Here is a 26,007-nt window from a genome sequence, read left to right on the forward strand (position 1 = left end):
CGAGGGCCACTCGAGGATGGGAGTGATGACAGTGCAGCCGAACCAGATCGCCGAGGTCCTGAACCGCCCCCTCAGCCAGGAGCTGCTGGCCCGCGACATCACCCGGCTGGCCTACGTCGCCGCCGACGGTACGCCGCGCACCGTCCCGATCGGGTTCTCCTGGAACGGCACCGAGATCGTCATGTGCACGTCGACCAACGCCCCGAAGCTGGCGCATCTGCGCCGCAACCCGGCCGTCGCCCTGACCATCGACACCGAGGTGCACCCGCCGAACCTGCTGCTGATCCGCGGCACGGCGGAGCTCGACGTCGTCGACGGCATTCCGGACGAGTACATGGAGATGAACACCACCTACGAGATGACGCCCGAGCAGCGGGTCGAGTGGGAGGCCGGGGTCCGCGCCCTGTACGACCAGATGGTGCGCATCGTCGTCACCCCGACGTGGGCGAAGCTGATCGACTTCGAGTCGACCCTGCCGAGCGCCGTCGAGGAGCTGATCCAGCAGAAGTCCGGGCAGGTCTGACCAGGAAGGATCATCATCGTGAAGTATCTGCTGCTGAAGCACTACCGGGGCGGGCCCGACGCCGTCGCCCCCCAGCCCCCGATGGACGAGTGGACGCCCGAGGACGTCGACGCGCACGTGCAGTACATGCGCGACTTCGCCGCCCGGCTGGTCGAGACGGGTGAGTTCGTCGACGAACGGGCCTTGCGCCCCGAGGGCACGTTCGTGCGCCACGACGGCGAGGGCCGCCCGCCGGTCACCGACGGCCCGTTCGCCGAGACCAAGGACCTCATCGCCGGCTGGATGCTGATCGACGTGGAGTCGTGGGAGCGGGCGGTCGAGCTGGCCGGGCAGCTGTCGGCCGCTCCCGGCGCCGGCGGCGCACCGACCCGCGAGTGGCTCGAGGTCCGGCCGCTGTTCTCCGAGCAACTCCTGGGCACGGAGTGAACGAGGGGCTGCTGCGCGAGCTCGTCCCCACCGTCATCGGGATCCTCGTCCGCCGCGGCGCCGACTTCGCGTCGGCCGAGGACGCCGTGCAGGAGGCCCTGATCCGGGCGCTGGCGACCTGGCCGGACGATCCACCCCGCGACCCGAAGGCCTGGCTCGTCGCAGCCGCGTGGCACAAGTTCCTCGACGCCGTCCGGGCCGAGACGTCGCGGCGGGGGCGAGAGGTCGCCGTCGACGCCGAGCCGCCTCCGGGCCCGGCCCCGTCGACCGACGACACGCTGCGGCTCTACTTCCTGTGCGCGCACCCCACGCTGCCGCCGGCCTCGGCCGTCGCCCTGACGCTGCGCGCCGTCGGCGGCCTGACGACGCGGCAGATCGCGGCCGCCCACCTCGTCCCCGAGGCGACCATGGCGCAGCGGATCAGCCGGGCCAAGCGGCGCATCGCGGGGCAGCCGCTCGACCAGCCCGGCGATCTCCCGACCGTGCTGCGCGTGCTCTACCTCGTCTTCAACGAGGGCTACGGCGGCGACGTCGATCTCGCGGCCGAGGCGATCCGTCTCACCCGCCAGCTCGTCACATTGACCGACGAGCCCGAGGTCGCGGGGCTGCTCGCGCTCATGCTGCTGCACCACGCCCGCCGCGAGTCGCGCACCGGCCCGGGTGGCCGGCTGGTGCCGCTCGGCTCGCAGGACCGGTCGCTGTGGGATACCGGCCTCATCGCCGAGGGCGTGGCGATCCTGCAGGCCGCCCTGGCCCGCGACCGGCTGGGCGAGTACCAGGCGCAGGCCGCGATCGCCGCCCTGCACGCCGACGCCGCTCGAGCCTCGGAGACCGACTGGGTGCAGATCGTCGAGTGGTACGACGAGCTGCTGCCCCTCACCGGCGACAGCCCGGTCGTGCGGCTCAACCGCGCGGTGGCGGTCGGCGAGGCCGACGGGCCGCAGGCAGGCCTGGCGGCGCTGGACGGGGTCGACCCGAGCCTGCCCCGGTACGCGGCGGTGACGGCGTATCTGTACGAGCGCGCGGGCGAGCTCTCGCGCGCGGCCGGCCTGTACGCCGACGCGGCCCGCGCCGCGACCAGCGTGCCGGAGCGCGACCATCTGACGCGCGAGGCGGCCCGGGTGCGCCAGCAGCTGCGGGGTTCCTGAGAGTGCGTCTGATTCGGTCGCCGTTTCGAACAGGTGTGCGATAGGCTGCGGGACATGATCCGCCCCGGAGATCACCCCAGCGCGGCCTGGGCCAGCCTGGCCCCCGGCACCGTCCTCAACGCCGTGCTCGAGACGTTCGACCCGCCCGCGCTCCCCCGCCGCGACCTCCCCCGGGTCGCCGCGGCCTACCAGCGCCAGGGCGCCCACCTCGACGCCATGCGGGCCCGCGTCATCGCCGAGCTCGCGTCGCGGCCCGAGCCGCCGGGCGGCCCGGCTACGTCCGTCACCATCGCCGAGGCCTTGCATCTCGACCTCGACTCCGCCACCGAGCTGGTGACCCTGGCGGTCGACCTCGTGACCGGCCTGCCGGCCACCCTCGCCGCCCTCGACGACGGCCGCATCACCCTGCCGAAGGCGCGCGTCATCGCCCAGCGCACCCGCCGGCTCGGCCCGGCCACCCGAGCCGCCGTCGAAGCGGTCGCCCTGGCCCGCGCACCCGAGCTCACCGAGCCGCAGCTGCGCCGCTGGCTCGACGACGCCATGACACCGCCCGAGACGGGCGGGAACGGAGAGAACGGCGAGACCCGCGCCTCCTCCTGACCCCGCTCGAGGTCACCGCCGCGCGGCGCCGGCTCCGAGAACGCACACGCCCTCGCCCGGAGCCGGGGCGGCGGAGGGGGAGCCGGCCTCACCAACGCGAGCAGGGCTCACCAGGCGGAGGGGCGGTGGATGCGGAGCCGGCGTGAAGTGGCCGCGCTCGATGTCCACCACGGTTGGCCGCAGAGCCGGCGCAGCATCCACCGCCCCTCCGCCGGACCCACCCCAAGAAGGCGACCGTTCAGGACCCGGCCGCCCGCAGCGCCTCTGTGGTGACGGCGGTCAGCGCGAGCCCGGCGACCTGGGCCGGGTCGAACCAGCGGGCGCCGACGGTGGAGCCGCCGACGTCGGCGAGGACGACCTCGGCGGGCTCATCGACCACGACGTCGTAGTAGGGCCGCACGCCGTGCCAGTCGATGGCGAAGCCCTCGGGACCGACCTGCTCGGGCTCGCGGTGGCTCGCCACGCCGAGGAGCCGGCGCACGCGGCCGACCTGCCCGGTCTCCTCGTGCAGCTCGCGCAGCAGCGCCTGCGACGGCTGCTCGCCGAAGTCGGTGCCGCCGCCGGGCAGGTGCCAGCAGCCGGCGTCGGGGTAGCCGTCGGCGACCTGGGTGAGCAGGATCCGCCCGTGCGGGTCGCGGACCAGTCCGTACGCGGCGAACCGCTGGACGGTGTGCCGGCCGTCGGGCGCCTGCTGGATGTGGAAGCCGGGCAGCTCGGGCATCCGCTCGGGCGGCAGGTCCACCGTCGACAGGGGGAGCTTGAGGATCTGCGCGACGAACGGGCGCAGCTGCAGGGTGGCCGCCTCGTCGAGGCTGACCCAGCGGACGTCGTCGACCATGGGCGAGAGCGGTTCCGGCTCGCCGCTGATGACCTCGGCCTCGAACAGGATGCGGTCGGTGTGCAGCGTGACCTCGCGGTGCGGCCGCGCCCGGGTGTCGGCCAGCACGTCGATGGGCGTGACGGCGCGCAGCAGCAGCCCGGACTCCGCGGCCGCCTCGCGCACGACGGCGTCGCGCGGGTGCTCGCCGTGCAGCACGCTGCCGCCCGGCAACGTCCAGACCCCGGGCGTGCCCGACCGCACCGACTCGCGGATGAGCAGCACGCGCGCGGACGCGTCGAGACAGACGGCGTAGGCGGCGATGCGGCGCAGCGGTTTCAGCTGGGGGGTCACGAGACAGGAGTGTCACCCGGCCGGGCATGCCGATCAAGGGGCATCTCCGGGACCGAGACAACGAGTCATTTCTACTGCCAAATGGCCCGCGAACAGGTATGATGCGGACTTCCACGCGTGCCGGGCAGTCCACCCCGGGCGGACCCGGCTCCCGCTGACGCGCCCTCTCCACGTGCGCCGATCGGCCGTTCCCGCACGACCCGTTCCTTGCGTCGTCACAGAATCCGGCCGATCGTCACACTTCCCTGCGTGACCTGGCCGATTACCGCCGTATTGACCACAGTGGTGGGCATAGGTCCCGTGGTCGCGACTCTCGCGCAGCGGCCGGGGACACGGCTCCCGCGCAGCTCGACGGGGACGGAGCAGCGGGAGCGCGATGGTCGCCGGACCAGCGCCTTGCAGGGCAGCCGGGTCCGGCGACCATCGCGGGACCGGCGTTCCATCACGAACTGGGCCGCGGCGAGCTTTGTCAGCCCCACCTCGCCGCGGCCCCTCAGGTCTCCGCGTGCGGGACGGCGGTGATCAACGCCGTCAGCTCCTCCTCGTCCATGAGGTCGGCCGGGCGGACGGTGACGTTCTGGCGCACGTGGTGGAACGCCGCGCCGACGTGGTCGAGCGGCAGGCCGTAGAGCCGGGCGAACGCCATGCGGTACGCCGCCAGCTGCACGGTGCGCGCTGCCGCCTCCTCGTCGGTGGAGGGCGGCCGGCCGGTCTTCCAGTCGACGACGTCGATGCCGCCCCGCTCGGTGGTGAACACGGCGTCGACGCGGCCGCGCAGCAGCACGCCGGCGACCAGCAGCTCGAACGGCGCCTCGACCTCGACCGGCGTGCGCCCGGCCCAGTGGCTTTCGAGGAACGCCTCTTGCAGCGTCGCCAGCTCGCGGTCGGGGGCGGCGCCGTCGTCGGCGAAGCCGGGCAGCTCGTCGACGTCGACCAGGCGCGGCGCACCCCAGCGCGACTCGAGCCAGGAGTGGAACAGGGTGCCGCGGCGGGCCAGCGGCGCGGGCGGGCGTGGCACGGGCCGGCGCAGCGAGCGGGCCAGGCCCTCGGGGCTCTCGCGCAGCGCCACCAGCTGCGACACCGAGAGGTGCTCGGGCAGCGGCACGTCGATGGGCCGCAATGAGGAGTTGCGCTCGCGCTCGGCCAGCAGCCGCTCGACCTCGGCGTCCCACTCGGTGACCGGCTGCTCCATGTCGAAGAGCACGCCGTCGACGGCGCCCTGTGCGGCCCGGACCAGCGCGGCGCCGTTCTCGAGCAGCGCCCGCCGCTGCCCGAGCGGGTCGTAGGGCCAGCGCAGTTCGCGGACGTTCTGGGCGAGCGGGTTGGTGTCGTCGTCGCCGGGCGGCTGCACCCAGACGCCGACCTCGCCGGCGCCGTCCTCGCAGGCCACTTTGATCTCGTGCAGGAACATCGACAGCTCGCGCGGGCGGGTGGCGTCGTCCCAGCAGTAGCCGGAGCAGACCAGGAGCCGCCGGGCGCGGGTGACCGCGACGTAGGCCAGCCGGCGCTCTTCGAGCCGGGCCGCCGCGGCGGCGTCGCCGTAGAACCCGTCGACGGCGTCGCGCACGCCCACCTGGTCGGCGACTCCCGCGAGGTCGAGCGGCGGCAGCGAGCCGGCGTCGCCGCGCAGCGCGTACGGCAGCTCACCCGGGTCGCCGAGCCAGGCCCGCTGCCGCTCGCCGCCGGACGGGAAGATCTTGTCGACCAGGCCGGTGACGAACACCGCGTCCCACTCGAGGCCCTTGGCGCCGTGCACCGTGAGCACCTGGACGCGGTCGCCGGACACCTCGACCTCGCCGGGAGCCAGGCCGCGCTCGGCGGTCTCGGCGGCGTCGAGGTAGGCCAGGAACGCCGAGAGCGTCGGTGCGTCGCCGCGCGACTCGAACTCGGCGGCGACGTCGAGGAAGCGGTCGAGGTTGGCCCGCCCGCCGGGCCCGCGCCGGGCCGCCAGCTCGATGTCGAGGCCGAGGGTGCGCTGCACGTCGTGGACCAGCTCGGTGAGCGACTGCCCGGTACGGGTGCGGAGCTCGCGCAGCTCGGCCGAGAGCGCCCGCAGCCGGCGGCCGCCGTCGGGCGAGAACCAGTCGCCGCCCTGGGGCAGCGCGTCGAGGGCGTCGACGATGCTCAGCTCGTCGACCTCGTCGAGTGCGATGCCGTCGGCCGCGAGACCGCGGCCCGGCCGCCCGCCGCCGGTGTCGTCGCCGGGGCGGCCCAGCCGCCGGGCCCAGCGCGCCAGCGCGTCGAGGTCGCGCGGCCCGATGCGCCAGCGCGACCCGGTGAGCAGGCGGATCAGGGCGTCGCCGCGGGAGGGGTCGTTGACCACCCGCAGCGTGGCCACGACGTCGCCGACCTCGGCCGTGGCCAGCAGCCCGCCGACGCCGACGACCTCGACCGGCAGGTCGACGGCCCGCAGCGCCGACTCGAGCCGCGGGATCTGGCTGCGGTTGCGGACCAGCACCGCCGCCGTGCGGCCGTCGTCGGAGGCGTCCCAGAACGCCCGTACGCGGCGGGCGACGTCGGCGGCCTCGTCGTCGGCGGTGAGGTGCAGCGACGCGACGACGGTGGACGGCGGCAGCCCCGCGAACGCCGTGAGCTCCGGCACGTCGAGGCCCTGGGCCCGCAGCGGCTGCGACAGCCGGTTGGCCACCTGCAGGATCTCGGCGCCGTTGCGGAAGCTCGTGGTCAGCGAGTCGAGCCGGGCCAGACCGCCGCCGCCGTCGTCGTCGCCCTCGCCGCCGGACGGCCGGAACTCGCGGCGGAACGACGTGAGCGTGCCGGCGCTGGCGCCGCGCCAGCCGTAGATGGACTGACACGGGTCGCCGACGGCGGTGACCGGGTGGCCGCCGCCGAACAGCGACCGGAGCAGCACGAGCTGGGCGTGGCTGGTGTCCTGGTACTCGTCGAGCAGCACGACGCCGTAGGTGTCGCGCTCGGCCGCGCCGACCTCGGGGAAGCGGGCGGCCAGGTTGGCGGCGAGCTCGGACTGGTCGGCGAAGTCGAGGACCTCGTCGGCCTGCTTGCGGGCGCGGAACTCTTCGACGACCGGCAGCAGCGCGACCCGGGCGTCCTGCACGGCCAGGCCCTTGGCGACGTCGGCGTAGAGGAGATCCTTGGTGCGCTGCGCCTTGGCCTTGGGCAGCGACTCGATGCGGGCGCGCAGGCCGGTGGTGAACTCGCGCACCTGCTCGGGGTCGACGAGGTGCCCGGCCAGCTCGTTGTGGAGGTCGAGCACCTTCTGCACGACGGTGGACGGCGCGTAGCCGACGGCGTCCATGTCGCCGTCATAGGCGGACACGACCCGCTGGGAATACTGCCAGGCCACGGCCTCGGTGATGAGCCGGGCGCCGGGCTCGCGGCCCAGCCGCAGGGCGTGCTCGGCGACGATGCGCCCCGCGTAGGCGTCATAGGTGAGCACCGTCGGCTCGCCGTCGAGGACGCCGGGCGTGACCAGGCCGCGGGCGGCCAGCTGCGACAGCCGGCGGCGGATGCGGGCGGCCAGCTCGCGGGCGGCCTTGCGGGTGAACGTCAGGCCCAGTACGTCCTCGGGGCGCACCAGGCCGGACGCGACCAGCCAGACCACTCGGGCCGCCATGGTCTCGGTCTTGCCCGACCCGGCGCCGGCGACGACGACGCCCGGCGCGAGCGGCGCCGCGATGGCCGCCTCCTGCTCGGGGGTCGGGTCGGGCTGGCCGAGGCGGCGGGCCAGCTCCGTGGGCGAGAGTGTCACCGTCGTCACGGCGTCACCTGCTCGCCCTCGGGCCAGACCGGGCACGACGACCGGGCCGGGCAGAAGCCGCACCAGCCGCCCTTCTCGGCCCGGAACGTCGGCTGGCGCATGCCCGTCGCCGTGCGTTCCATGAGCTCGTGCGCCCAGGTCGGCTCGCCGTCGTCGGGGAGGGCGCCCTGCAGCTGCTCCTTCGCCTGGCCCTTGGCGTCCTTGCCGAGCTGGACCAGGCTGGCGCCGCCGCTGCGCCGCTCGCCGTCGGTGGCGGCGTCGAACCCTCCGTGCACGATGGCCAGCTGGTAGGCAGCCAGCTGGGCGTGCTCGGCCACCTCGTTCGTGGTGGGCGCGGAGACGCCTGTCTTGTAGTCGACGACCACCAGCCGGCCGTCGGCGTCGGCGTCGAGGCGGTCGACCCGGCCGACCAGCCGAGCCTCGCCCACGCGCACGTCGAAGTCGAGCTCGGCGCCGACCATGGTGCGCGGGTTGTCGCGCAGCCAGCGGCCCAGCCGCTGCACCATGTCGCGCACCCGGGTGTACTCGCGCGCCGCGACCCAGCCCTCGCCGGCGTCGATGCCCGGCCACGAGTTGTCGAGCTCGGTGAGCAGCTTGTCGTCGGACCAGCTCTCGACGGCGGCCCGCTCGGCGAGGTCGTGGATGAGCGAGCCGACGCCGGCCCGGCGCAGGTCGGAGTCGGTGGCGCCGCAGGCCTTGAGCAGCCAGCGCAGCTCGCAGCGGTTGAACTCCTCGACCTTCGACGGCGACACCCGGACCGGGAGGTCGGGATGGCCGAGCGGGTCGGTGACGGAGAGCGGCCGCAGCCCGTACCACTCGTCGGGGTCGGCCTGCTGCACGCCGGCGGCGGCGAGCCGGGCCAGCTGGTGCGCCGCGCCGCGCCGCCGCTCGTCGGGCTGGGCGGGATCGCAGGCGACGCCGCGCAGCTCGGCGACGACGGCGGGGAGGTCGAGACCGCGCCCCGGGGCCTGGACCAGCCGCTCGACGGCGCCGTCGGCCGGGAGCGGGTCGATGTCGTCGAGGAACCGCGACGGCTGCGACTCCTCGTTGGACACCGCGGTGACGTAGAGGCGGCGCCGGGCCCGGGTGACGGCGACGTAGAACAGCCGCCGTTCCTCGGCCAGCCGGGCGCTGGCGCGGGTGACGGCGGAGCCGTCGCGGTAGGCGACGAGGTCGACCAGCGACTCGGTGCCGAGCAGGCTGCCGCGCTCGCGGACGTCGGGCCAGACGCCCTCTTGCACGCCCGCGACCACGACGACGTCCCACTCGAGGCCCTTGGCGGCGTGTGCGGTGAGGATGCCGACGGTGTCGTGCTGCGGTCCGCCGGGGCGGTAGGTGTCGGCGGGGAGCTGCTGGTCGCGCAGGTGCTCGGCGAACCCGGCGGGCCCGGCGCCGGGCATGCGGTCGACGAACGTGGCGACGGCGTCGAAGAGGGCGACGACGGCGTCGAGGTCGGCGTCGGCGGCCGGTGCGGCCCGGCCCCGGGAGAGGGCCGCACGGGACCAGCGGGCCTCGAGCCCGGAACGCGACCAGACCGCCCACAGGACGTCCTCGGCGGTGGCGCCGTCGGCCTCGGCGGCCTCGCGGGCGACGGCGACCAGCTCGGCGACCCGGGCCGCGGGCGCGACGGCGTGATCGTCGAGGAAGCGCAGCTCCTGAGGGCCGGCGATGGCCTCGACCAGCAGCTCGCCCGACGCCCGGCCACCGCCGGCGGTGAGCTCGTGGGCGCGCAGCTCCTGCCGCAGCCGCCGGACGGCCAGCGCGTCGGCCCCGCCCAGCGGCCCGGTGATGAGATCGAGCGCGGTCTCGACGTCGAGCTCGCGCAGGCCGGTGGCCAGCTCGAGCACCGTCAGCAGCGCGCGGACCGGCGGCTGGTCCACCAGCGGGACGTCCTCGGTGCGCACGCTGACCGGCACGCCGGCGCCGGCCAGGGCACGGCGCAGCACCGGGATGGCCGGCGCGCTGCGCACCAGTACCGCCATGGATCCCCACGGGACGTCGTCGAGCAGGTGCGCCGCCCGCAGCCGGCCGGCGACGAACGCGGCCTCTTGACTCGCGCTGGCCAGCAGGTGCACCGTCGCGCGGTCGTCGCCGTCGGTGAGCCCGCGGTCGCTCGAGGCGCCGTCGCCGGTCCCCGGTGGTCGTGGCGGTGCGGGCCGCAGCTCGCGGTGCCGGCTGAGCCCGCCGAGCCGCGCCGCGACCCGTCGCGACGCCGTGAGCAGCCGCGGGCCGCAGCGCCGCGACACCGTCAGCGCCATGACCTCGCCGGGCGATCCGTCGGCCGCCGGGAAGCGGTCGGCGAAGCGGCGGATCGCCTCGGGCTCGGCGCCGCGGAAGCCGTAGATGGACTGGTCGGGGTCGCCGACGACGAGCAGCTCGCGCCCACCGCCGGCCAGCAGCCGCAGCAGGTCCTCCTGTGCGGGGTCGGAGTCCTGGTACTCGTCGACGACGACGAACGCGCGCGCCTGCCGCTCGCGGGCCAGCAGGTCGGGGTCGTCGCGCAGCAGCAAGGCGGCGGCGCGGACCAGCTCGGCCTGGTCGAACGTGGGCGGGTAGCGGAACGCCGTGACGGCGCCGTACTGCTGGGCGAACCGGGCCGCGGCCTGCCAGTCGTCGCGGCCGTGGGCGCGGCCCAGCGCGGCCAGTTCGTCGGGGCCGATGCCCCGCTCGACGGCGCGCATGAGGAAGTCGCGCAGCTCAGCGGCGAACCCGCGGGTGAGCAGCGCCGGGCGCAGGTGGCCGGGCCAGTAGTCGGCGCCGACCTGCTCGACGTCGCCGCGCAGCAGCTCGCGGATGAGGACGTCCTGCTCAGCCCCGCCCAGCAGCCGCGGCGACGGCTCGCCCTGGGTGATCGCCTCGCGCCTGAGCAGGCCGAAGGCATAGGAGTGGAACGTGCGCGCCAGCGGCTCGCGGGTGGTGCGGCCGAGACGGCGGGCGATGCGTTCTCGCAGCTCCGCCGCGGCGCGCCGGCTGAACGTGAGCACCAGTACCCGCTCGGGGTCGAGCCCGTCGTGCTCGACCCGGTGTGCCACCGCCTCGACCAGCGTGGTCGTCTTGCCCGTTCCGGGCCCGGCCAGCAGGAGCAGCGGCCCGCCGCGGTGCTCGACGGCGCGCAGCTGGGAGTCGTCGAGGCGGACCGGCGGGGGCGTGGGCCGGACGGTGCGCACCAGCCGGACCGCTGCGGGACGCCTCACGGAGTGCCGCTCCTTCCTGTGCTTCCGACGAGTGATCCCATCCCACCACGCGGGTCCGACAGGGTCGCTCAGCAACGCCGGGCCGGCCGGGAGCAGCCCCGGATCGCTGGACCTTGGCAAATCGATTGGCTAGCGTGCGACCCGGGATCACTCCGAGGGAGGAACTGCATGGACACCGGAACTCGTCGCGCCCTGATCGTGCGGGGCGGCTGGGAGGGGCACAGCCCGGTCGAGGCCACCGAGCGGTTCGTCCCCCATCTGAAGGAGCACGGCTTCGAGGTCGAGGTCCACGACGGGCCGGAGGCCTACTCCGACGCGGACCTGCTCGCCGCGACCGATCTCGTCGTGCAGTGCTACACACAGGGCGTGGCCACCGACGAGCAGGTCCGCGGGCTCTCGGCGGCCGTCGCCCGAGGCACCGGCCTGGCCGGCTGGCACGGCGGGATCTGCGACTCCTTCCGCGCATCGCCCGACTACCTCCACCTCGTCGGCGGCCAGTGGGCGGCGCATCCCGGCGGGTTCGTCCGTCACGACGTCGAGGTACGCCCCGAGAAGGCCGATCACGAGCTCGTCACCGGCCTGAGTCCTCGATGGTCGCTCGACACCGAGCAGTACTGGGTGCTCGCGGACGAGCTGAACGAGGTCCTCGCCACGACCACGTTCCAGCCCGATGGCGACACCCCGTGGCGCGAGGCCGTCACCTGCCCCGCGGTCTGGACGCGGCAGTGGGGCCGGGGAAAGGTCTTCGTCTCGACCGTCGGCCACAAGCTGGACGACCTCGACCACCCCGACGTGCGGGTGCTGATCGAACGGGGTCTGCTGTGGGCGAGCCGCTGACGGGTGTCACCCGTGTCCTCCTCGACACCGACCTGGCGATGGGTGCGCCGGGGTCGGACATCGACGACGGCCTGGCGCTGGCCCTGGCGCTGGCCGATCCCGGCCTCCGGGTCGAGCTCGTCACGACCGTGGGCGGCAACAGCGACGTCGCGACGTCGACCCGGCTGACCCGGGACCTCCTCGAGGTGCTCGGGCGCGGCGACATCGAGGTGGTCGAGGGTGCGCCCGCCGGCGACGACGCGGCGGAGGAGATCGCCCGCCGGCTGCTGGCCGAGCCGGGTGAGCTCACGGTCGTCGCCATCGGGCCGCTGACCAACGTCGCGCGGGCGCTCGCGTCCGATGCGCGGGTCGCCGCCGCCGCGCGCGAGATCGTCGTGATGGGCGGCGTCTTCCTCGAGCAGACCAACGTCGCCGCGATGCCGGGTGAGTACAACTTCTGGTGCGATCCGGACGCGGCACAGGCGGTGCTCACGGCCGGGGCGGCAGTCCGCCTGGTCGGCCTCGACGTCACCCGCCAGGTGCGGCTGACCCGCGCCGATGCCCGCGCCCTCGCCGCGGGCGGTGAGTTCGGCCGGATCGCCGCCACCCACACCGAGGCGTGGATCGACTACCAGGCGCGCACCAAGCCCGGCGACGAGCTGGAGCACGACAGCTGCGCGCTGCACGACCCGCTCGCCGTCGCCGTCGTGACCCGGCCCGACCTCGTCACCTGGCAGGACGCGCACGTCGCCGTCGAGACGGCCGGCCGAGTGGCGCGCGGCGTGGCGATCGCGGACCTGTTGAGGTGGGAGCACCCGCCGGCCCCGAACTGCCGGATCGCGACGAGGGTCGACGTGGCGGCGTTCACCGCGCTCTTCACCGAGCGCATGGCGGCGCTGCCGTGAACCGCCGGGCGCCATTGACCCGAGGGTGCCCAGGGCCTAGTTTGCGTCTACCAAACCGATTTGCTCCCCCTCCGGCGGTTCCGCGCCGGCTCGTCGGCCATCGACCGAGAGGACAGAAGTGAGCACCCTGCGCGTCGGAGTCGTCGGCCTGGGCGAGGTCGCCCAGCTGATCCACCTGCCCATCATCGAGTCGCTGCCCGACCGCTTCGAGCTGACCGCGGTCTGCGACATCTCACCCGGTCTGCTGAAGAGCGTCGGCGACCGCTATCGGGTCAAGGACCGCTACGGCGACTTCCGCGACCTCATGGCCCCGGGCGCACTCGACTGCGTGTTCGTGCTCAACAGCGACGAGTACCACGCGGAGTGCGTCGTGGCGGCGCTGGATGCCGGCCTGCACGTGCTGGTCGAGAAGCCCATGTGCCTCAGCCCGCGAGAGGCGAAGGAGATCATCGCCGCGAGGGACCGGTCCGGGAGGACGGTCATGGTCGCCTACATGCGCCGCTTCGCCCCGGCATTCACCGAGGCGGTGGCCCGGCTTCCCGCGCTGGGCCCGATCCGCTACGTCCGGGTCCACGACGTGATCGGCGAGAACCGCCTGATCATCGACCAGACGGCGTTCGTCGAGCGGCCCGCCGACGTCCCGCCGGACCTGATCGACCAGAAGTGGGCCCGTCGGGCAGCACTCGTCCGCGAGGCCATCGGCGACGTGCCCGAGGAGCTCGGCTGGACCTACGGCCTGCTCTGCGGGCTCGGCAGCCACGACCTGTCCGCGATGCGGGAGCTGATCGGCCGCCCGAAGAAGGTGGCGGCGGCAAAGATGTGGCGCAACGGCAGCTACGTCGTCGCGCTGCTCGACTACGGCGACTTCGTCGTCACCTACGAGACCGGCGTCGACGAGCAGCTGCGCTTCGACGCCCACATCGAGGTGTACGGCGCGAGCGGCTCGATGAAGGTGCAGTACGACACGCCGTACGTCCGGCACTTCCCCACCGTCCTCGAGATCGAGCGCACGGCCGGCGACTCCTACGAGCGCACCGTGGTGCGCCCGCACCTGAAGGACCCCTACACCCACGAGCTGGAGTACTTCCACGAGGTCGTCACCACCGGCGGGGTGCCGAAGACCACCCCCGAGGACTACGTGGAGGACATGGAGCTGTTCATCGACATCATCCGCGCCCTCGACCGGTCCTGAGCCGCTGCCGGACCGCCGCCCACTTCCGAAGATAGGTCGAGCCGACCCGAGGAAAGGCGTCGTGGCCGCGGTCACCCCCGGCCTACCGTCGATCTCGTCCCGTCCCGGACGGACCTCCCGACCAGAAAGGCGCTGCTGCGATGACCCAGACCCTGACCGACGCCGACGTCGCCTTCTTCCGCGAGAACGGCTACCTGCTGCCGGGCCGCCAGCTGCTCTCCGAGGAGCGTCTGGCCCGGCTCGAGCAGATCTTCAACGAGCACCTCGCCGACAAGGGCGACAAGCTCTCCGACGAGCTCGACACGCCGCACTACCGCGACGACCGGCTGCTGGACTTCCTGATCTCCGACGAGGTGCTCGACTGGATCGAGCCGCTCATCGGGCCCGACATCGCCCTGTGGACCAGCCACTTCATCTCGAAGGACCCGTTCACGGGCCGGGCCACGCCGTGGCACGAGGACAGCGCCTTCTGGGAAGGCCGGTTCGACGACTACGACAACATCGTCACGATCTGGCTGGCGCTGGAGGACGGCTCGACCCGCGAGAACGGGTGCATGCGGGTGATCCCGGGCTCGCACCTGGGCGGCGGCTTCTCCGAGAACTACGAGCCGACCGACATGACCGAGCAGACCTTCCACGCGGGCCTCGCCGGCGTCGATGAGGAGCGCGCGGTCTACTTCGAGCTCGGACGCGGCGAGTTCTCCATGCACGACGGACGGATCATCCACGGCGCCGAGGCCAACACCAGCCCGGTCCGCCGCACCGGCTACACGATGCGCTACTTCCCCTCGTCGGTGAGGATGCGCGACGTGCCCCAGAACGAGGGCTGGAAGATCTGGCTGGCCCGCGGGCGCGACCTCGCCGGCAACGACTACGTCAACGTGCCCGCCCCCGCATGAGGCTCGGCCTGCTCACCGCCTGCCTGCCCGGCGAGTCGCTCGCGGACGTCGCCGGGTGGGCCGGTGCGCACGGCTACGCCGCGCTGGAGGTCGCGGCCTGGCCCGACCGGCCCGGCCGCGACTGGGAGGCCAGCCACCTCGACGTCGAGTCCTTCGACGCGGCCGAGGCGGCGCGGGTCCGCGGCCTGCTCGCCGAGCACGACCTCGAGCTCTCGGCCGTCGCCTACTACGAGAACAACCTGCACGAGGACCCGGCCGTGCGCGAGGCCACGCACGACCACCTCCGGCGCTGCATCGACGCGGCACAGCTCCTGGGGGTCGGCCTGGTCGGCACGTTCGTGGGCCGCGACGTGTCCAGGACCGTGGCCGAGAACCTGCGTCTCGCCGAGACGGTGCTCCCGCCGCTCGTCGAGTACGCGGCCGCCCGCGACGTGCGCCTGGTGATCGAGAACTGCCCGATGGAGGGATGGCACCCCGACGGGTATCCCGCCAACCTCGCCTACTCGCCCGAGCTCTGGGGCTGGCTGGCCGGGCTCGGCCTGTGGCTCAACTACGACCCTTCGCACCTGGCGTGGCTCGGCATCGATCCGGTCGCGGCGCTGGACGCCCACGCCGACCGGGTCCTGCACGTGCAGGCCAAGGACGTCGAGCTGCATCCGGCCGCCCGCAACCGCTACGGCGTCTTCGGCCGGGTCCTCGACCGCGAACCCTGGACGAGCGGCTGGTGGCGCTACCGGGTACCCGGACTGGGCGAGCTCGACTGGGGCCGGCTGGTCGACGCCCTGCGCCGCGCCGGCTACGACGGCGTGGTCTCCGTCGAGCACGAGGACCCGGTCTGGAGCGGCACACCCGGCCGGATCCGGCAGGGCCTCGCCGTCGCCGAGCGCACCCTCGGCCCGTTGCTGGCGGCCTGACGCAGCCGCGCCCCGTCCCGACGCACGAAAGGCCGCCCATGCACCGTGGTGTGTACTTCGACGCCTGGTTCCCCCGTCAGCACTGCTATCACCCGAGCCTGCCGCCGCGCCGGCTGCGGATGGTCGACGATCTCGTCGACTACCGCGCCACCGTGCTCGTCTGGGCCTCCATGGGCGGCGGGTCACTGGCGCTGCCCTACCTCGAGCAGGAGGCGTTCGGCCCGGTCGACGCCCGGTCGCGGTTCTACGGCTTCGTCAACGACAGCGAGTTCATCGCGGCCTGCCACGAGCGCGGCATCAAGGTCCTCGGCATCGTGTTCGAGGCACAGGGCTGGGAGTTCCCGGTCGAGCTGAGCGAGGACGAGGACGAGGTGCTCGCGCTCAACGAGCTGCGCGGGGCCGGCAAGCGGGACTGGATGGGGCTGCGGGAGTTCTCGTCGAACCGCTACCCGAAGCTGTGGCGGCCGGTCGAGCACTACTTCCCGGACGGGCTGGTCAACAGCGACGGCGAGCCGGTCACCGACCTCATCGAGGAGTGCGTGGTCCGCGACATCGACCAGCAGCCGTGCCACGCGCACTGGGTGGAATGCCCGGACCGCGAGCACCAGTGCTTCTACATGGACCGCAACAACCCGGTCTGGCGCGAGTATCTCAAGGCGGTCATCCGGATCCAGATCGACGCCGGCGTCGACGGCATCCAGCTCGACGAGGCAGAGCTGCCGATGGGCGCGTTCCAGTACGGCGCGTGCTTCTGCAAGGACTGCATGAAGGGCTTCCGCGCGTATTTGCAGGGCCTGAAGCCCTCCCAGGTCGACATCGCCCTCGACGGTGTCGACCTCGCCACCTTCCACTACGGCGAGTGGCTGCTGGAGCGCGGCTACGACTTCAGGTCCGGCCGCGAGACCACCCCGCTGTTCGGCGACTACTACGCCTTCCAGTGCCGGGCGATCAAGACCTACTTCGCCGAGCTCGCCGGCTACGCCCGCGAGTACGCCCGCTCCGCGGGCCGCGAGATCGTCGTCTCGGGCAACTTCTTCAACCTCGAGCCGATGTACCTGGCGCTCGCCGACGACGTCGACCTGATCATCACGGAGATGCGCAACACGACGTACCGGCAGCCGGAGTGGTACCGCTACGTCGCGGCGTTCGCCGGCGACAAGGACGTCGTGGTGGTGGAGAACCCGTACGGCGGCGTCGTGCCGGAGCTGATCGGCCTGCTGGCCGAGGGCAAGGGCCACGACCTGTTCCGGCTGTCGCTGTTCGAGGCGGCAGCGCTGGGCGCGAACATGTCGGTGCCCTACGGCTCCTGGATGGGCAGCGTCATCGAGGACTCGTTCTACGCCCCGCACGGCCTGGCGAGCGAGATCCAGGCGTTCCTCGCCGACCACGAGCACCTGTTCGCCCGCCGCACCGTCAACGAGGTCGCCGTCGTCTTCAGCGTCGCGGCCACCCGCGAGCTGATCGGCAGGGCCGACGCCAGCGACAACACCACCAACCGCCGCGACGAGTCGGTCGTGGTGCCCTACCGGGCGGTGACCAGCGCGCTGGCCGGCGCCGCGGTGCCGTTCGACGTGGTCATCTGGGCCGACGGCGTGACGGCGCCGGACCGCGCCACCGCCGGTGAGCTGGAGCGGTACTCGACGGTGGTGCTTCCCGACGTCCACCTGCTCACCGAGGCGCAGGCCGCGGCGGTTGAGGGCTACCTCGCCGGCGGCGGGACCGTGGTCACCACCGACCGCGTGGCCGGCGGCCTCCCGCGCCACGAGCGGCTCCGGTCCGCCGGCCGCACCTCCGTCGACGACCTGCTCCCGCACGGCCGCCAGGTCGAGACACCGGTGCCGGTCGCGGCGAACCTCCAGCGGCTCGCCGACGGCTCCGTCGCCCTGCACCTGGTCAACTACGACTACGACGCGGCGGCCGACGCGGTCCGCACGCTCACCGACGTGCCGCTGCGGGTCCGGCTGCCCGAGGCGAGACGGCACGCGACCGTGGTCTCCAGCGACGGCAAGCGCACAGCCCTGGAGGTCACGCGGGAGGACGGCGCGCACCTGGTGGTCCTCGACCGGCTGGGTGTCTACTCGATCGTGGTGTTCCACGACGGCGAGCTCTGAGAGGCCGGGGACGTGCGGATCGCGGTGTTGCGGGGCCGGGAGGGCTTCGAGATCGAGGAGGCGCCGGTGCCACGGGTCCGGCCCGACGAGGTGCTGGTCCGGGTGGTCGCCTCGGGGGTCTGCGCCTCCGAGCTGGAGACGTGGGCCGAGGGCCCGGGCGCGGGCGAGGCCCGCCACCTCGGCCACGAGGTGAGCGGCATCGTCACCGAGGCCGGCGCGGAGGCGGGCGGCGTGACCGTCGGCGACCGGGTCGGCGTCTGGGTCACCGAGCGCGGGTTCGCGGAGTACGTCGCCGTCCGTGCGGCGTACTGCTTCCCGGCCGGCGCCGGACCTCTCGAGGAGGCGCTGGCCGAGCCGATCGCGTGCGCCGTGAACGCCGTGGAGCTGGCCGCTCCCCGGCTCGGCGACGACGTCGTGGTCATCGGCGCGGGCTTCATGGGCAACCTGGTCCAGACGCTCGTCGCGCTGCGCGGCCCACGCCAGCTGATCGTCGCCGACACCCGCGCCGACGCGCTCGGCCGGGCCGGCCGGCTGGGCGCCGCCGCCGTCGTCGACGTCACCCGCGAGTCCCTCGCCGATGTCGTCCACGACCGGACCGGCGGCCGTGGCGCGGACGTCACGTTCGAGTGCACGGGCACCCAGGCCGGCCTCACCACCTGTGGCGACGTGACCCGGATGAGCGGCACGGTCGCGATCGTCGGCTTCCACCAGGGGGCGCCCCGCCGGGTCGACCTGGCCCACTGGAACTGGATGGCGTTCTCGATCGCCAACGCGCATTTCCGCGACCCGGGCACGATCATGCGCGGCATGGAGACCGGCATGCGCCTCGTCTCGTCCGGGGTGCTGTCGCTGGCCGGCCTGGTCACCCACCGCTTCCCGCTCGAGCGGATCGACGACGCGTTCGCGACCCTGCGCGACAAGCCCGAGGGCTTCGTGAAGGCGGTGATCGTCCTGCCTGAGGGGTGAGCCGCCGTCAGGCGGTGCCGCGGACGACGAGCGGGCAGGGCAGGACGACGGTGCGCCCGGCCCCGGTGTAGCGCCCCGACAGCCGGCTCAGGAGCAGGTCGCCGGCGGTGCTGCCCGCCTCGTAGGCCGGGTTGCGCACGGTGGTGAGCTGAGGGGTGACGATGGTCGCGGCGTCGACGTCGTCGAACCCCATGATCGCGACGTCGCCGGGCACCTCGAGCTCCAGCTCGTGGGCGACGTCGAGGGCACCGATCGCCATCAGGTCGTTGGCGCAGAACACGGCGTCCGGAGGCGAGTCGAGTGCCATCAGCGACCGCATGGCCTGGTAGCCGCCCTTGCGGGTCCAGTCGCCCCGCACCATCAGCTCGGCGGCCACCTTGTGCTTCGCGGCCTGCATCGCGGCCCGGAAGCCCGCGGTGCGCTGCGACCCGTAGCGCTGCGGTCCCTGGATCATGGCGATGCGCCGGTAGCCGCGCGACGTGAGGAACGCCGTGGCCTCGCGTGACCCGGCTTCGTCGTCGGGGGTGATCGCGTCGCACAGCGGGTGGTCGAGGTGGTCCCCGATGCAGATGATGGGGGTGGAGCTCTCGCCCGGGCCGAAGGTGATGTCCGAGACGGTCTCGCCCGAGGCGAACACGATGCCGTCGACGCCGCGGTCCATGACGTCCTCGAAGAACTTGCGCTCGCGCTCGTGCTGGCCGTCGGTGTTGCAGACGTAGGTGCCGTATCCGGCCGAGTCGACGGCGTCGGCCAGGCCTCGCGTCAGCACCGCGTAGAAGGGGTTCGTGATGTCCGGCACGACGATCGCGATCATGTGCGACTGCCGGGTCCGGAGGTTGCGCGCGACGTGGTTGGGGCGGTAGCCGAGCTCGCGGATCGCCTCCATCACGACCTCGCGGGTCGTCGCGTTGACGACGCGCTTGCCCGAGAGCACGTGCGAGACGGTCGTCGGGCTGACGCCCGCGCGGTCGGCGACGTTGGCGATGGTGACGCGGGTCGGCGTCGCCGGCGCTTCGGCCCTGTCGCTCCACGACATGGCGCTACTGTACGTGAGTCAAATCGATTTGAGCCGACGAGGCGCCGATGACCGACCTGATCGAGCGGTACACCGTCGAGTCGCTGCTGCCGGTGGACCTCGGTGCCCGCGTGATCCGGCAGCGGCTCTCCTCCGTCGGCGTCCACTGGCACGACTACTACGAGCTGTGCCTGGTGCTCTCCGGCGCGGCCGAGCACGTGCTCAACGGGGAGTCCCGCACCATCGGCGCCGGCAGCGCGTTCCTGCTCTCCCCGGCCGACCTCCACGAGATCCGCGTGCTGGGGCCGGAGCCGCTGGACTGCTACAACACGGTGATCGAGCCGGCCGTCATGGAGCGGCAGCTGGAGGCGCTCGGCCCGGCGGCGGTGCACCGGTTCCCGTGGCGCGCCGACGACTTCGGCGCGGCCGAGCCCGACCTCCGGCGCCTGCGATCGGAGTGCGAGCGGCCGCGCCCGGGGTCGCGGCTGCTCGTCGAGTCGCTGGTCGCCTGCCTGGTCGTCGAGCTGGCGCGGCGCTGCGAGGTCGACGACGGACCCCGGCCGGGCCGGCCGCCCAGCGAGGAGCACCTCCGCGACGCGATCCTCTTCGTCGACCGCCACTTCCGCGAGCCGATCACCCTGGCCGACGTCGCGTCGCGGGCCCACCTCTCCGCGAACTACTTCAGCGAGCGCTTCCGGCACTACACGGGCACGCCGTTCCAGCTGTACCTCCAGGAGCGCCGGTTGCGGTTCGCTCGGGCGCTGCTGGCGGCGTCGGCCCTGTCGGTGTCCGAGGTCTGCCACGCGTCGGGATTCAACAGCCTGTCGCACTTCGGCCGCGCGTACCGGCGACGGTACGGCGCCGCGCCGTCGGCAGAGACGGCCGCGGCGAGTGACGTCACGGAAGCATGAAGATGTGACGCGAGTGTGACGAGAACCACCTCGATCCCTTGACACGAGCCGCACCGGCAACGATGCTTCCCGCCAGAGCCAAACGATTTGCATCGATGTCGCATTCAGGCATCGGACCGTCCACCGGAGTGAGCAAAGGAGCTGGTTCGGTGAGGTTCAAGTTGTCCCGGAGGGCGGCCGCCGTGGCCGTCGCCATCTCGATCACGTCCGTGGGCCTGTCCGCCTGTGGCGGCGAGTCCGGCGAGCCGGACAGCGCGCCGCAAGGCGAGGGCGAAGGGCCGGTCCAGGCCCCGGAGGAACCCACGACGGTCTCGTTCTTCTCGTGGATCGGCAACCAGCCGGAGATGCAGCTGCTGGCCGAGGAGTTCCAGAAGGAGCATCCCACCATCACGATCGAGTTCGAGAACGTCCCGGCCGAGCAGGCCGCCCAGGTCCTGACCACGCGCATCGCGGGGAACAACGCCCCCGACGTCGCGTACGTCAACGCGAGCGACACCGCCGACTACGCCTCGCGCGGCGCCGCGGTCGACCTGCAGAACTACATCGACCGTAGCGACGTGGTGGATCCCGACGACTACGTCGAGGCCTTCAAGACCTTCGTCACCTACGACGACGCGATGTGGGGCCTGCCGATGGGCGGCGAGACGACCGGCCTGTTCTACCGCATCGACATGTTCGAGGCGGCCGGCATCGCCGCTCCCCCCACCACCTGGGAGCAGTTCGAGGAGGCGGCAGCCGCGCTGACCGACCCGGCGGCCGGCACCTACGGGTTCGAGATGTTCGCACCGGAGTCGGCGTACTACTGGTACCCGTGGCTCTACCAGGCCGGCGGCGACCTGCTGAGCGAGGACGGCGAGGTTCTGTTCACCAGCGACGAGGCCCGCGAGGCCGCGGACTTCTACGTCGGCCTCGCCCAGTACGCGCCGCCGGACTACCTGAACTCCAACTCCTGGGACGGCCGGGTCGCCTTCGCCGAGGGGCAGGTCGCCATGTACATGGCCGGCGCGTGGTTCGCCGGCACCCTCAGCGAGGAGTTCCCCGACATCGAGGGCAAGTGGGCCACCGCGCCGCTTCCCGAGGGCCCGGCCGGCTGCAAGACCACGATCGCCGGCGACGCGCTGGTGATGATGGACCAGACCGACAACCCGGACGCCGCCTGGCTGTGGATGGAGTTCCTCTCCCGGCCCGAGACCCTCGCGCGCCTGACCTACGAGACCGAGGGCACGCTCCTGCCGCCGCTGACCTCCCTGCTCGAGGGCGAGGCGATCACCCAGGAGAAGCCGATCCTGCAGGGCTTCATCGACCTGATGCCGTGCGGCGTCGCGAGCACCGTCGCCAATCCGCAGTTCCCGCGGATCGAGACCGTGCTCAACGAGGAGCTCGGGAAGGCCATCTACGGTGAGCAGAGCGCCGAGGACGCGCTGAACAACACCGCGACACAGGCCGAGGCGATACTCGCCCGCGGCTGAAGGCCGAGGAGGATCATGTCGAGGGCGGTGGCGCCGGAGAAGGCAGAGGCGGAGGCGGGCACCCGGAGGAGCCGGAACACAGGGCTCCTCCGGCGAGTGTGGCGGGAGCGGTCGGCGTACCTGTTCATCGCCCCGGGCGTGATCATCTTCTCGGTCTTCACGCTGGCCGCGTTGATGTTCGCGTTCTACCTGACGTTCCACCGGTGGAGCATCATCGAGCCGGACAAGCCCTACGTCGGCACGCAGAACTACCAGGACATGATCCATGACGAGCGGTTCGTCCGGTCGGTCCTCAACACCATCTACTTCACCGGCGCCTCGGTCCCGCTGACGATGATCATCGGCCTCGGCCTGGCGCTGCTGCTCAACCAGCAGATCCGCGGGCGCGCGATCTTCCGTACCGCCTACTACCTGCCGGTGGTGACGCCGTTCGTCGTGTCGGCGCTGCTGTGGAAGTGGCTCTACAACGGCGAGTTCGGGCTCTTCAACTACTACCTGCTCCGCACGAGGATCATCGACGAGCCGCTGCTGTGGCTCTCGTCGCAGAACCTCGCCATGCCGGCCGTCGTCCTGATGACCGTCTGGAGCGGCGTCGGGTTCTCGATGGTCGTGTACCTCGCCGGACTCCAGGCCATCCCCGCGCAGCTGTACGAGTCGGCCAAGCTCGACGGCGCGGGGATGTGGCGGCGGATCCGCTACGTCACGATCCCGCTGCTGCGCCCGACGACGCTCTTCCTGCTGGTCATCGGCATCATCGGCTCGCTGCAGGTCTTCACGCAGATCTTCGTGATGACCAGCGGCGGGCCGGTCGACCGGACCACGACGATGGTCTATTACATGTACCTCTGGGCGTTCAAGTACTACGACATGGGCTATGCCAGCACGCTGGCGTTCGCACTGTTCGCGATGCTCCTCGTCTTCACCGCGCTGCAGCTGCGCCTGTTCCGGGACGGAGGCACCCAGTGACCGACCTGACCGAGGAGCAGAGGGTCCCGGCGCTCGCACCGCCGCCTCCGGACCGCCGGACGAAGCGGCGGCGGCCGGGCGGGTCGCGCGGCGAGGGCTACGTCAGCCTCCGGGCCAAGCTGGCGACGTACCTCATCCTCGCCCCGGTCGCCATCCTCTTCGTCGCTCCGTTCGCCTGGCTGATCAGCGCCTCGTTCCAGCCCATCAGCACCATCTTCGCCAACCCGCCGACCTGGCTGCCCGACGACCCGACGCTCGACGGCTACAAGGGGTTCCTCAACGTCGGCGAGCTGACCGAGGCCCAGCAGGCGCAGGGGCACGGCGACTGGCGGTGGTTCGCGAACAGCGCGTTCGTCGCCATCTCGATCACCGTGCTCCAGACGTTCTTCAACGCGTTGTGCGCCTACGCGTTCGCCAAGCGGCGCTTCCCCGGGCGCAACGTGATCTTCGTGCTGTTCCTCGCGACCATGATGGTGCCCGGCCAGGTCACGCTGATCCCGAACTACATCATCATCCAGAACATCCCGTTCTTCGGCGGGAACGACTGGCTCGGCAACGGCGGCCACGGCTGGCTGGACTCCTACTGGGGTCTGATCGTGCCGGGCGTGGTCAGCGCCTTCGGCATCTTCCTGCTCCGCCAGTACATGCTCTCGATCCCCGACGAGCTGCTCGACGCCGCCCGGGTGGACGGCGCCGGCGAGCTGCGGATCTTCTGGAACGTGGTGCTGCCGCTGTGCACGCCCGCCCTCGCCGCGAACGCGATCTTCACCTTCCAGGGCGCGTGGGAGGACTTCTTCTGGCCGCTGATCATCATGTCCGACCCGGAGAAGCTCACCGCACCGGTGGGCCTGGCGCTGTTCGTCGTGCAGAACCGGACCGACTGGAACCTGCTGTTCGCGGGGTCGGTGATCGCCACCCTGCCGATGATCCTCGTGTTCGTGATCTTCCAGCGCCACTTCGTCCGAGGTATCGCGGTGACGGGCATCAAGGGGTGAGCGCCGAGCTCACGGTCGGCCTCCTCGGCGCCGGCCGGATCGCCGGCGTCCACGCGCACGCCTACCGCGCGGTGCCCGGCGTCCGGCTGGCGGCGGTCGCGGACCCGGTGGCCGGGAAGGCCGAGCGGATCGCCGTCGAGCACGGCGCCGAGGCGGTGCCCGATCTCGACGCCCTGCTGGCGCTCGGGGCCGACGTCGTCGACATCTGCACGCCGCCGCACCAGCACGCCGGCCCGGCGATCGCCGCACTGAAGGCCGGCCGGCACGTGATCTGCGAGAAGCCCCTGGCCCGCACGCTCGACGACGCCCGCCGGGTGGTCGCGGCCGCCGCGGCCGCGCCGGGACTGCTGATGGTCGGTCACGTGTCGCGGTTCGAGCCGGACCACCGCAGCGCCCGCGACCGCGTGGCCGCCGGCGAGATCGGCGCGGTGCGGCAGCTGACCCACAGCACCACGTCGGCGCTCCCGGGCTGGAGCGAGGCCGGGTGGCTGACCGATCCGGAGCGATCCGGGGGTCCCCTGCTCGACCAGGCCGTGCACGGCTTCGACTACGCCCGCTGGGTGATCGGCAGCCCGGCCGTCCGCGTGCACTGCATGGCCGCGGCCGGCGCCGCCGGCCCGGCGACGTACACACTCACCACGGTCAGGTACGAGAACGGCGCGATCGCGCACGTGGAGTGCGGCTGGGCGCACCCGGCCGCCCGCGGGTTCCGGCTCGCGGCGCAGATCGTCGGCACCGAAGGCCGGTTGAGCTGGAGCTACGACCACCTGCTGGGCGGCGTGCTGTACCCGCGCGAGGGCGACCCCCAGTGGTGGGACGTGTTGTCGGACCGCGGGTTCGAGCTGGAGCTGCGCACGTTCGCCGACGCCGTCCGCGCCGGCGGCCCGTCCCCGGTGCCGGCCGCCGAGGCCGCGGAGTCGCTGCGCACGGCGCTGGCCGCGCTGGAGTCGGCCGCCACCGGCCGCACCGTCGACCTCACCACCTGGGAGACCGCATGGGAGGCCTGATGGGCCCGGCCGCCGAGCGCCCCGTCGGCGTCGCGATCCTCGGCGCCGCCCACCTGACCCACGCCTGGGCCTTCGCCCGCGCGTTGTCGGCTCTGCCGGGCGCTCGCGGGATCGGCGTCCACGACGCCGATCCCGGGCACGCGGAGTGGATCCGGCGCGACTTCGCGATCCCCTTCGTCGCGGACGCCGAGGCGCTCGTCGCCGCGCCGGACGTCGACGCCGTGGTCGTGTGCAGCGCGACAGCCGACCACCGGGCGCATGTCGGGCTCGCCGCTGCACACGGCCGGCATGTGCTGTGCGACAAGCCGATCGCGACCACCGTCGAGGACGCCCGCGCGATGGTGGCCGGCTGCGAGGCGGCAGGGGTACAGCTGCACCTCGCGTTCGCGGCGCGGTTCCAGCCGCTGGTCGGCCGGGCCCGCGACGCGGTGCGCGCCGGACGCCTCGGCGAGCTCGTCGGGCTGGTGGGCGGCAACCGCGGCCGGCCGCCGCTGCCGCCGTCGTTCCCGGCCTGGATCACCGACCCGGTCGCCGCCGGCGGCGGCGCCCTCATCGACCACTCGGTGCACGTCACGGACGCCATGCGGCACGTCAGCGGCCTCGAGGTGACCGAGGTGTCCGCCGAGGCGGGCGCGCTGCTGTGGGATTGTGGCGTCGACGACGTCGCCGTGCTCACGCTGCGCTTCGCCAACGGCGCGGTGGGCAGCGTCGACCCGAGTTGGTCGGTGCCCGACGGCAACCCCTGGGACTACGACTTCTTCCTGCGCCTGGTCGGCACGGAGGGCTCACTCGACATCACGCCCGCGGCCGAGTCGCTGCACCTGGTGACCGTCACGGACGGCCACCCGCGCGGGCTGCGGCTGGCGTCGTTCGCCGAGGACGCCGACCTGGCGATGCTCGCGGCGTTCGTCGCGTCGGTCCGGGCCGGCGCGGTCCGGGAGCCGTGCGCGACGGGACACGACGGGCTGCGGGCGCTGGAGATCGCGCTGGCCGGCTACCGGTCCTCGGCGACCGGAGCGGTCGTCGAGGTCCGGTAGCCCTGG

21 protein-coding genes are annotated in these 26,007 nt (G+C 73.0%); 17 read left to right on the top strand and 4 right to left on the bottom strand.

All coding sequences use genetic code 11. The annotated features are described in order from the left end of the window. Positions 1-31 precede the first annotated feature (31 nt). The 4 genes from E1212_RS12300 to E1212_RS12315 are packed head-to-tail and all read left to right on the top strand — an operon-like array spanning position 32 to position 2,697. Positions 32-523, top strand: coding sequence for a pyridoxamine 5'-phosphate oxidase family protein (locus E1212_RS12300; protein ID WP_131982851.1), 492 nt, complete (start codon positions 32-34; stop codon positions 521-523). 18 nt (positions 524-541) lie between these two features. Next, positions 542-949, top strand: coding sequence for a YciI family protein (locus tag E1212_RS12305; protein WP_131982773.1), 408 nt, complete (start codon positions 542-544; stop codon positions 947-949). Further along, positions 946-2,097 (top strand): RNA polymerase sigma factor, encoded by a 1,152-nt coding sequence (locus E1212_RS12310; RefSeq protein ID WP_131982775.1) that lies wholly within the window; start codon positions 946-948, stop codon positions 2,095-2,097. Before E1212_RS12305 ends, E1212_RS12310 begins: the two co-directional genes overlap by 4 nt. A 54-nt stretch (positions 2,098-2,151) precedes the next feature. Next, positions 2,152-2,697 (top strand): DUF222 domain-containing protein, encoded by a 546-nt coding sequence (locus E1212_RS12315; protein ID WP_131982777.1) that lies wholly within the window; start codon positions 2,152-2,154, stop codon positions 2,695-2,697. A gap of 238 nt (positions 2,698-2,935) precedes the next feature. Here the strand turns inward: E1212_RS12315 and E1212_RS12320 are convergent, their stop codons facing one another. The 3 genes from E1212_RS12320 to E1212_RS12330 form a co-directional block, all read right to left on the bottom strand. Next, on the bottom strand, positions 2,936-3,868 hold the full coding sequence (locus tag E1212_RS12320) for an NUDIX hydrolase (RefSeq protein ID WP_131982779.1): 933 nt from the start codon (positions 3,866-3,868) through the stop codon (positions 2,936-2,938). Between the two features lie 493 nt (positions 3,869-4,361). After that, positions 4,362-7,604, bottom strand: a complete 3,243-nt coding sequence (locus E1212_RS12325; protein ID WP_203416791.1) for an ATP-dependent helicase — start codon at positions 7,602-7,604, stop codon at positions 4,362-4,364. Then, positions 7,601-10,798 (bottom strand): ATP-dependent helicase, encoded by a 3,198-nt coding sequence (locus tag E1212_RS12330; RefSeq protein WP_131982781.1) that lies wholly within the window; start codon positions 10,796-10,798, stop codon positions 7,601-7,603. Before E1212_RS12330 ends, E1212_RS12325 begins: the two co-directional genes overlap by 4 nt. A gap of 168 nt (positions 10,799-10,966) precedes the next feature. On the opposite strand from E1212_RS12330, the gene E1212_RS12335 reads away from it, so the two are divergent. From E1212_RS12335 to E1212_RS12365, 7 genes are all read left to right on the top strand, one after another. Further along, on the top strand, positions 10,967-11,635 hold the full coding sequence (locus E1212_RS12335) for a ThuA domain-containing protein (protein WP_131982783.1): 669 nt from the start codon (positions 10,967-10,969) through the stop codon (positions 11,633-11,635). Continuing rightward, positions 11,620-12,519, top strand: coding sequence for a nucleoside hydrolase (locus E1212_RS12340; RefSeq protein ID WP_131982785.1), 900 nt, complete (start codon positions 11,620-11,622; stop codon positions 12,517-12,519). Before E1212_RS12335 ends, E1212_RS12340 begins: the two co-directional genes overlap by 16 nt. A 118-nt stretch (positions 12,520-12,637) precedes the next feature. Continuing rightward, positions 12,638-13,711, top strand: a complete 1,074-nt coding sequence (locus tag E1212_RS12345) for a Gfo/Idh/MocA family protein (RefSeq protein ID WP_131982787.1) — start codon at positions 12,638-12,640, stop codon at positions 13,709-13,711. A 140-nt stretch (positions 13,712-13,851) separates the two neighbouring features. Then, positions 13,852-14,610: a phytanoyl-CoA dioxygenase family protein gene (locus tag E1212_RS12350; protein ID WP_131982789.1), complete on the top strand. Its 759-nt coding sequence runs from the start codon at positions 13,852-13,854 to the stop codon at positions 14,608-14,610. Beyond that, a complete protein-coding gene (locus E1212_RS12355; protein ID WP_131982791.1) occupies positions 14,607-15,524 on the top strand; it encodes a sugar phosphate isomerase/epimerase family protein in 918 nt (305 codons plus the stop codon). Before E1212_RS12350 ends, E1212_RS12355 begins: the two co-directional genes overlap by 4 nt. 38 nt (positions 15,525-15,562) lie before the next feature. Continuing rightward, positions 15,563-17,635 (top strand): alpha-amylase family protein, encoded by a 2,073-nt coding sequence (locus E1212_RS12360; protein ID WP_131982793.1) that lies wholly within the window; start codon positions 15,563-15,565, stop codon positions 17,633-17,635. A 12-nt stretch (positions 17,636-17,647) separates the two neighbouring features. After that, on the top strand, positions 17,648-18,601 hold the full coding sequence (locus tag E1212_RS12365; protein WP_131982795.1) for a zinc-binding dehydrogenase: 954 nt from the start codon (positions 17,648-17,650) through the stop codon (positions 18,599-18,601). A 7-nt stretch (positions 18,602-18,608) separates the two neighbouring features. On the opposite strand, the gene E1212_RS12370 is transcribed toward E1212_RS12365, so the two are convergent. Then, a complete protein-coding gene (locus tag E1212_RS12370) occupies positions 18,609-19,637 on the bottom strand; it encodes a LacI family DNA-binding transcriptional regulator (RefSeq protein WP_131982797.1) in 1,029 nt (342 codons plus the stop codon). Positions 19,638-19,684: 47 nt separating this feature from the next. Here E1212_RS12370 and E1212_RS12375 point away from each other — a divergent pair, with 47 nt between their 5' ends. The 6 genes from E1212_RS12375 (at position 19,685) to E1212_RS12400 (ending at position 26,001) form a co-directional block, all read left to right on the top strand. Then, positions 19,685-20,527 carry an AraC family transcriptional regulator gene (locus E1212_RS12375; RefSeq protein ID WP_131982799.1) on the top strand — a complete coding sequence of 281 codons (843 nt, stop codon included), beginning with the start codon at positions 19,685-19,687 and terminating at the stop codon, positions 20,525-20,527. Between the two features lie 149 nt (positions 20,528-20,676). Continuing rightward, entirely contained in the window at positions 20,677-21,996 is a 1,320-nt protein-coding gene (locus E1212_RS12380; protein ID WP_162605440.1) for an ABC transporter substrate-binding protein, read from the top strand. Positions 21,997-22,011: 15 nt separating this feature from the next. Beyond that, positions 22,012-22,962, top strand: coding sequence for a carbohydrate ABC transporter permease (locus E1212_RS12385; protein ID WP_131982803.1), 951 nt, complete (start codon positions 22,012-22,014; stop codon positions 22,960-22,962). After that, complete coding sequence (locus E1212_RS12390; protein WP_162605442.1) at positions 22,959-23,957, top strand: carbohydrate ABC transporter permease; 999 nt, start codon at positions 22,959-22,961, stop codon at positions 23,955-23,957. Before E1212_RS12385 ends, E1212_RS12390 begins: the two co-directional genes overlap by 4 nt. Continuing rightward, positions 23,954-24,964, top strand: coding sequence for a Gfo/Idh/MocA family protein (locus E1212_RS12395; protein ID WP_162605443.1), 1,011 nt, complete (start codon positions 23,954-23,956; stop codon positions 24,962-24,964). Before E1212_RS12390 ends, E1212_RS12395 begins: the two co-directional genes overlap by 4 nt. Continuing rightward, positions 24,952-26,001: a Gfo/Idh/MocA family protein gene (locus E1212_RS12400; protein WP_131982809.1), complete on the top strand. Its 1,050-nt coding sequence runs from the start codon at positions 24,952-24,954 to the stop codon at positions 25,999-26,001. The genes E1212_RS12395 and E1212_RS12400 overlap by 13 nt, the downstream gene beginning before the upstream one ends. Positions 26,002-26,007 lie beyond the last annotated feature (6 nt).

Source organism: Jiangella ureilytica (assembly GCF_004348545.1).
Classification (GTDB): domain Bacteria; phylum Actinomycetota; class Actinomycetes; order Jiangellales; family Jiangellaceae; genus Jiangella; species Jiangella ureilytica.

Bases quoted from the DNA above. Each gene is read 5' to 3' on its own strand.
- E1212_RS12315 (WP_131982777.1), top strand. From the start codon at position 2,152: ATGATCCGCCCCGGAGATCACCCCAGCGCGGCCTGGGCCAGCCTGGCC.
- E1212_RS12335 (WP_131982783.1), top strand. From the start codon at position 10,967: ATGGACACCGGAACTCGTCGCGCCCTGATCGTGCGGGGCGGCTGGGAG.
- E1212_RS12350 (WP_131982789.1), top strand. From the start codon at position 13,852: ATGACCCAGACCCTGACCGACGCCGACGTCGCCTTCTTCCGCGAGAAC.
- E1212_RS12355 (WP_131982791.1), top strand. From the start codon at position 14,607: ATGAGGCTCGGCCTGCTCACCGCCTGCCTGCCCGGCGAGTCGCTCGCG.
- E1212_RS12360 (WP_131982793.1), top strand. From the start codon at position 15,563: ATGCACCGTGGTGTGTACTTCGACGCCTGGTTCCCCCGTCAGCACTGC.
- E1212_RS12370 (WP_131982797.1), bottom strand. From the start codon at position 19,637: ATGTCGTGGAGCGACAGGGCCGAAGCGCCGGCGACGCCGACCCGCGTC.
- E1212_RS12375 (WP_131982799.1), top strand. From the start codon at position 19,685: ATGACCGACCTGATCGAGCGGTACACCGTCGAGTCGCTGCTGCCGGTG.
- E1212_RS12385 (WP_131982803.1), top strand. From the start codon at position 22,012: ATGTCGAGGGCGGTGGCGCCGGAGAAGGCAGAGGCGGAGGCGGGCACC.
- E1212_RS12400 (WP_131982809.1), top strand. From the start codon at position 24,952: ATGGGAGGCCTGATGGGCCCGGCCGCCGAGCGCCCCGTCGGCGTCGCG.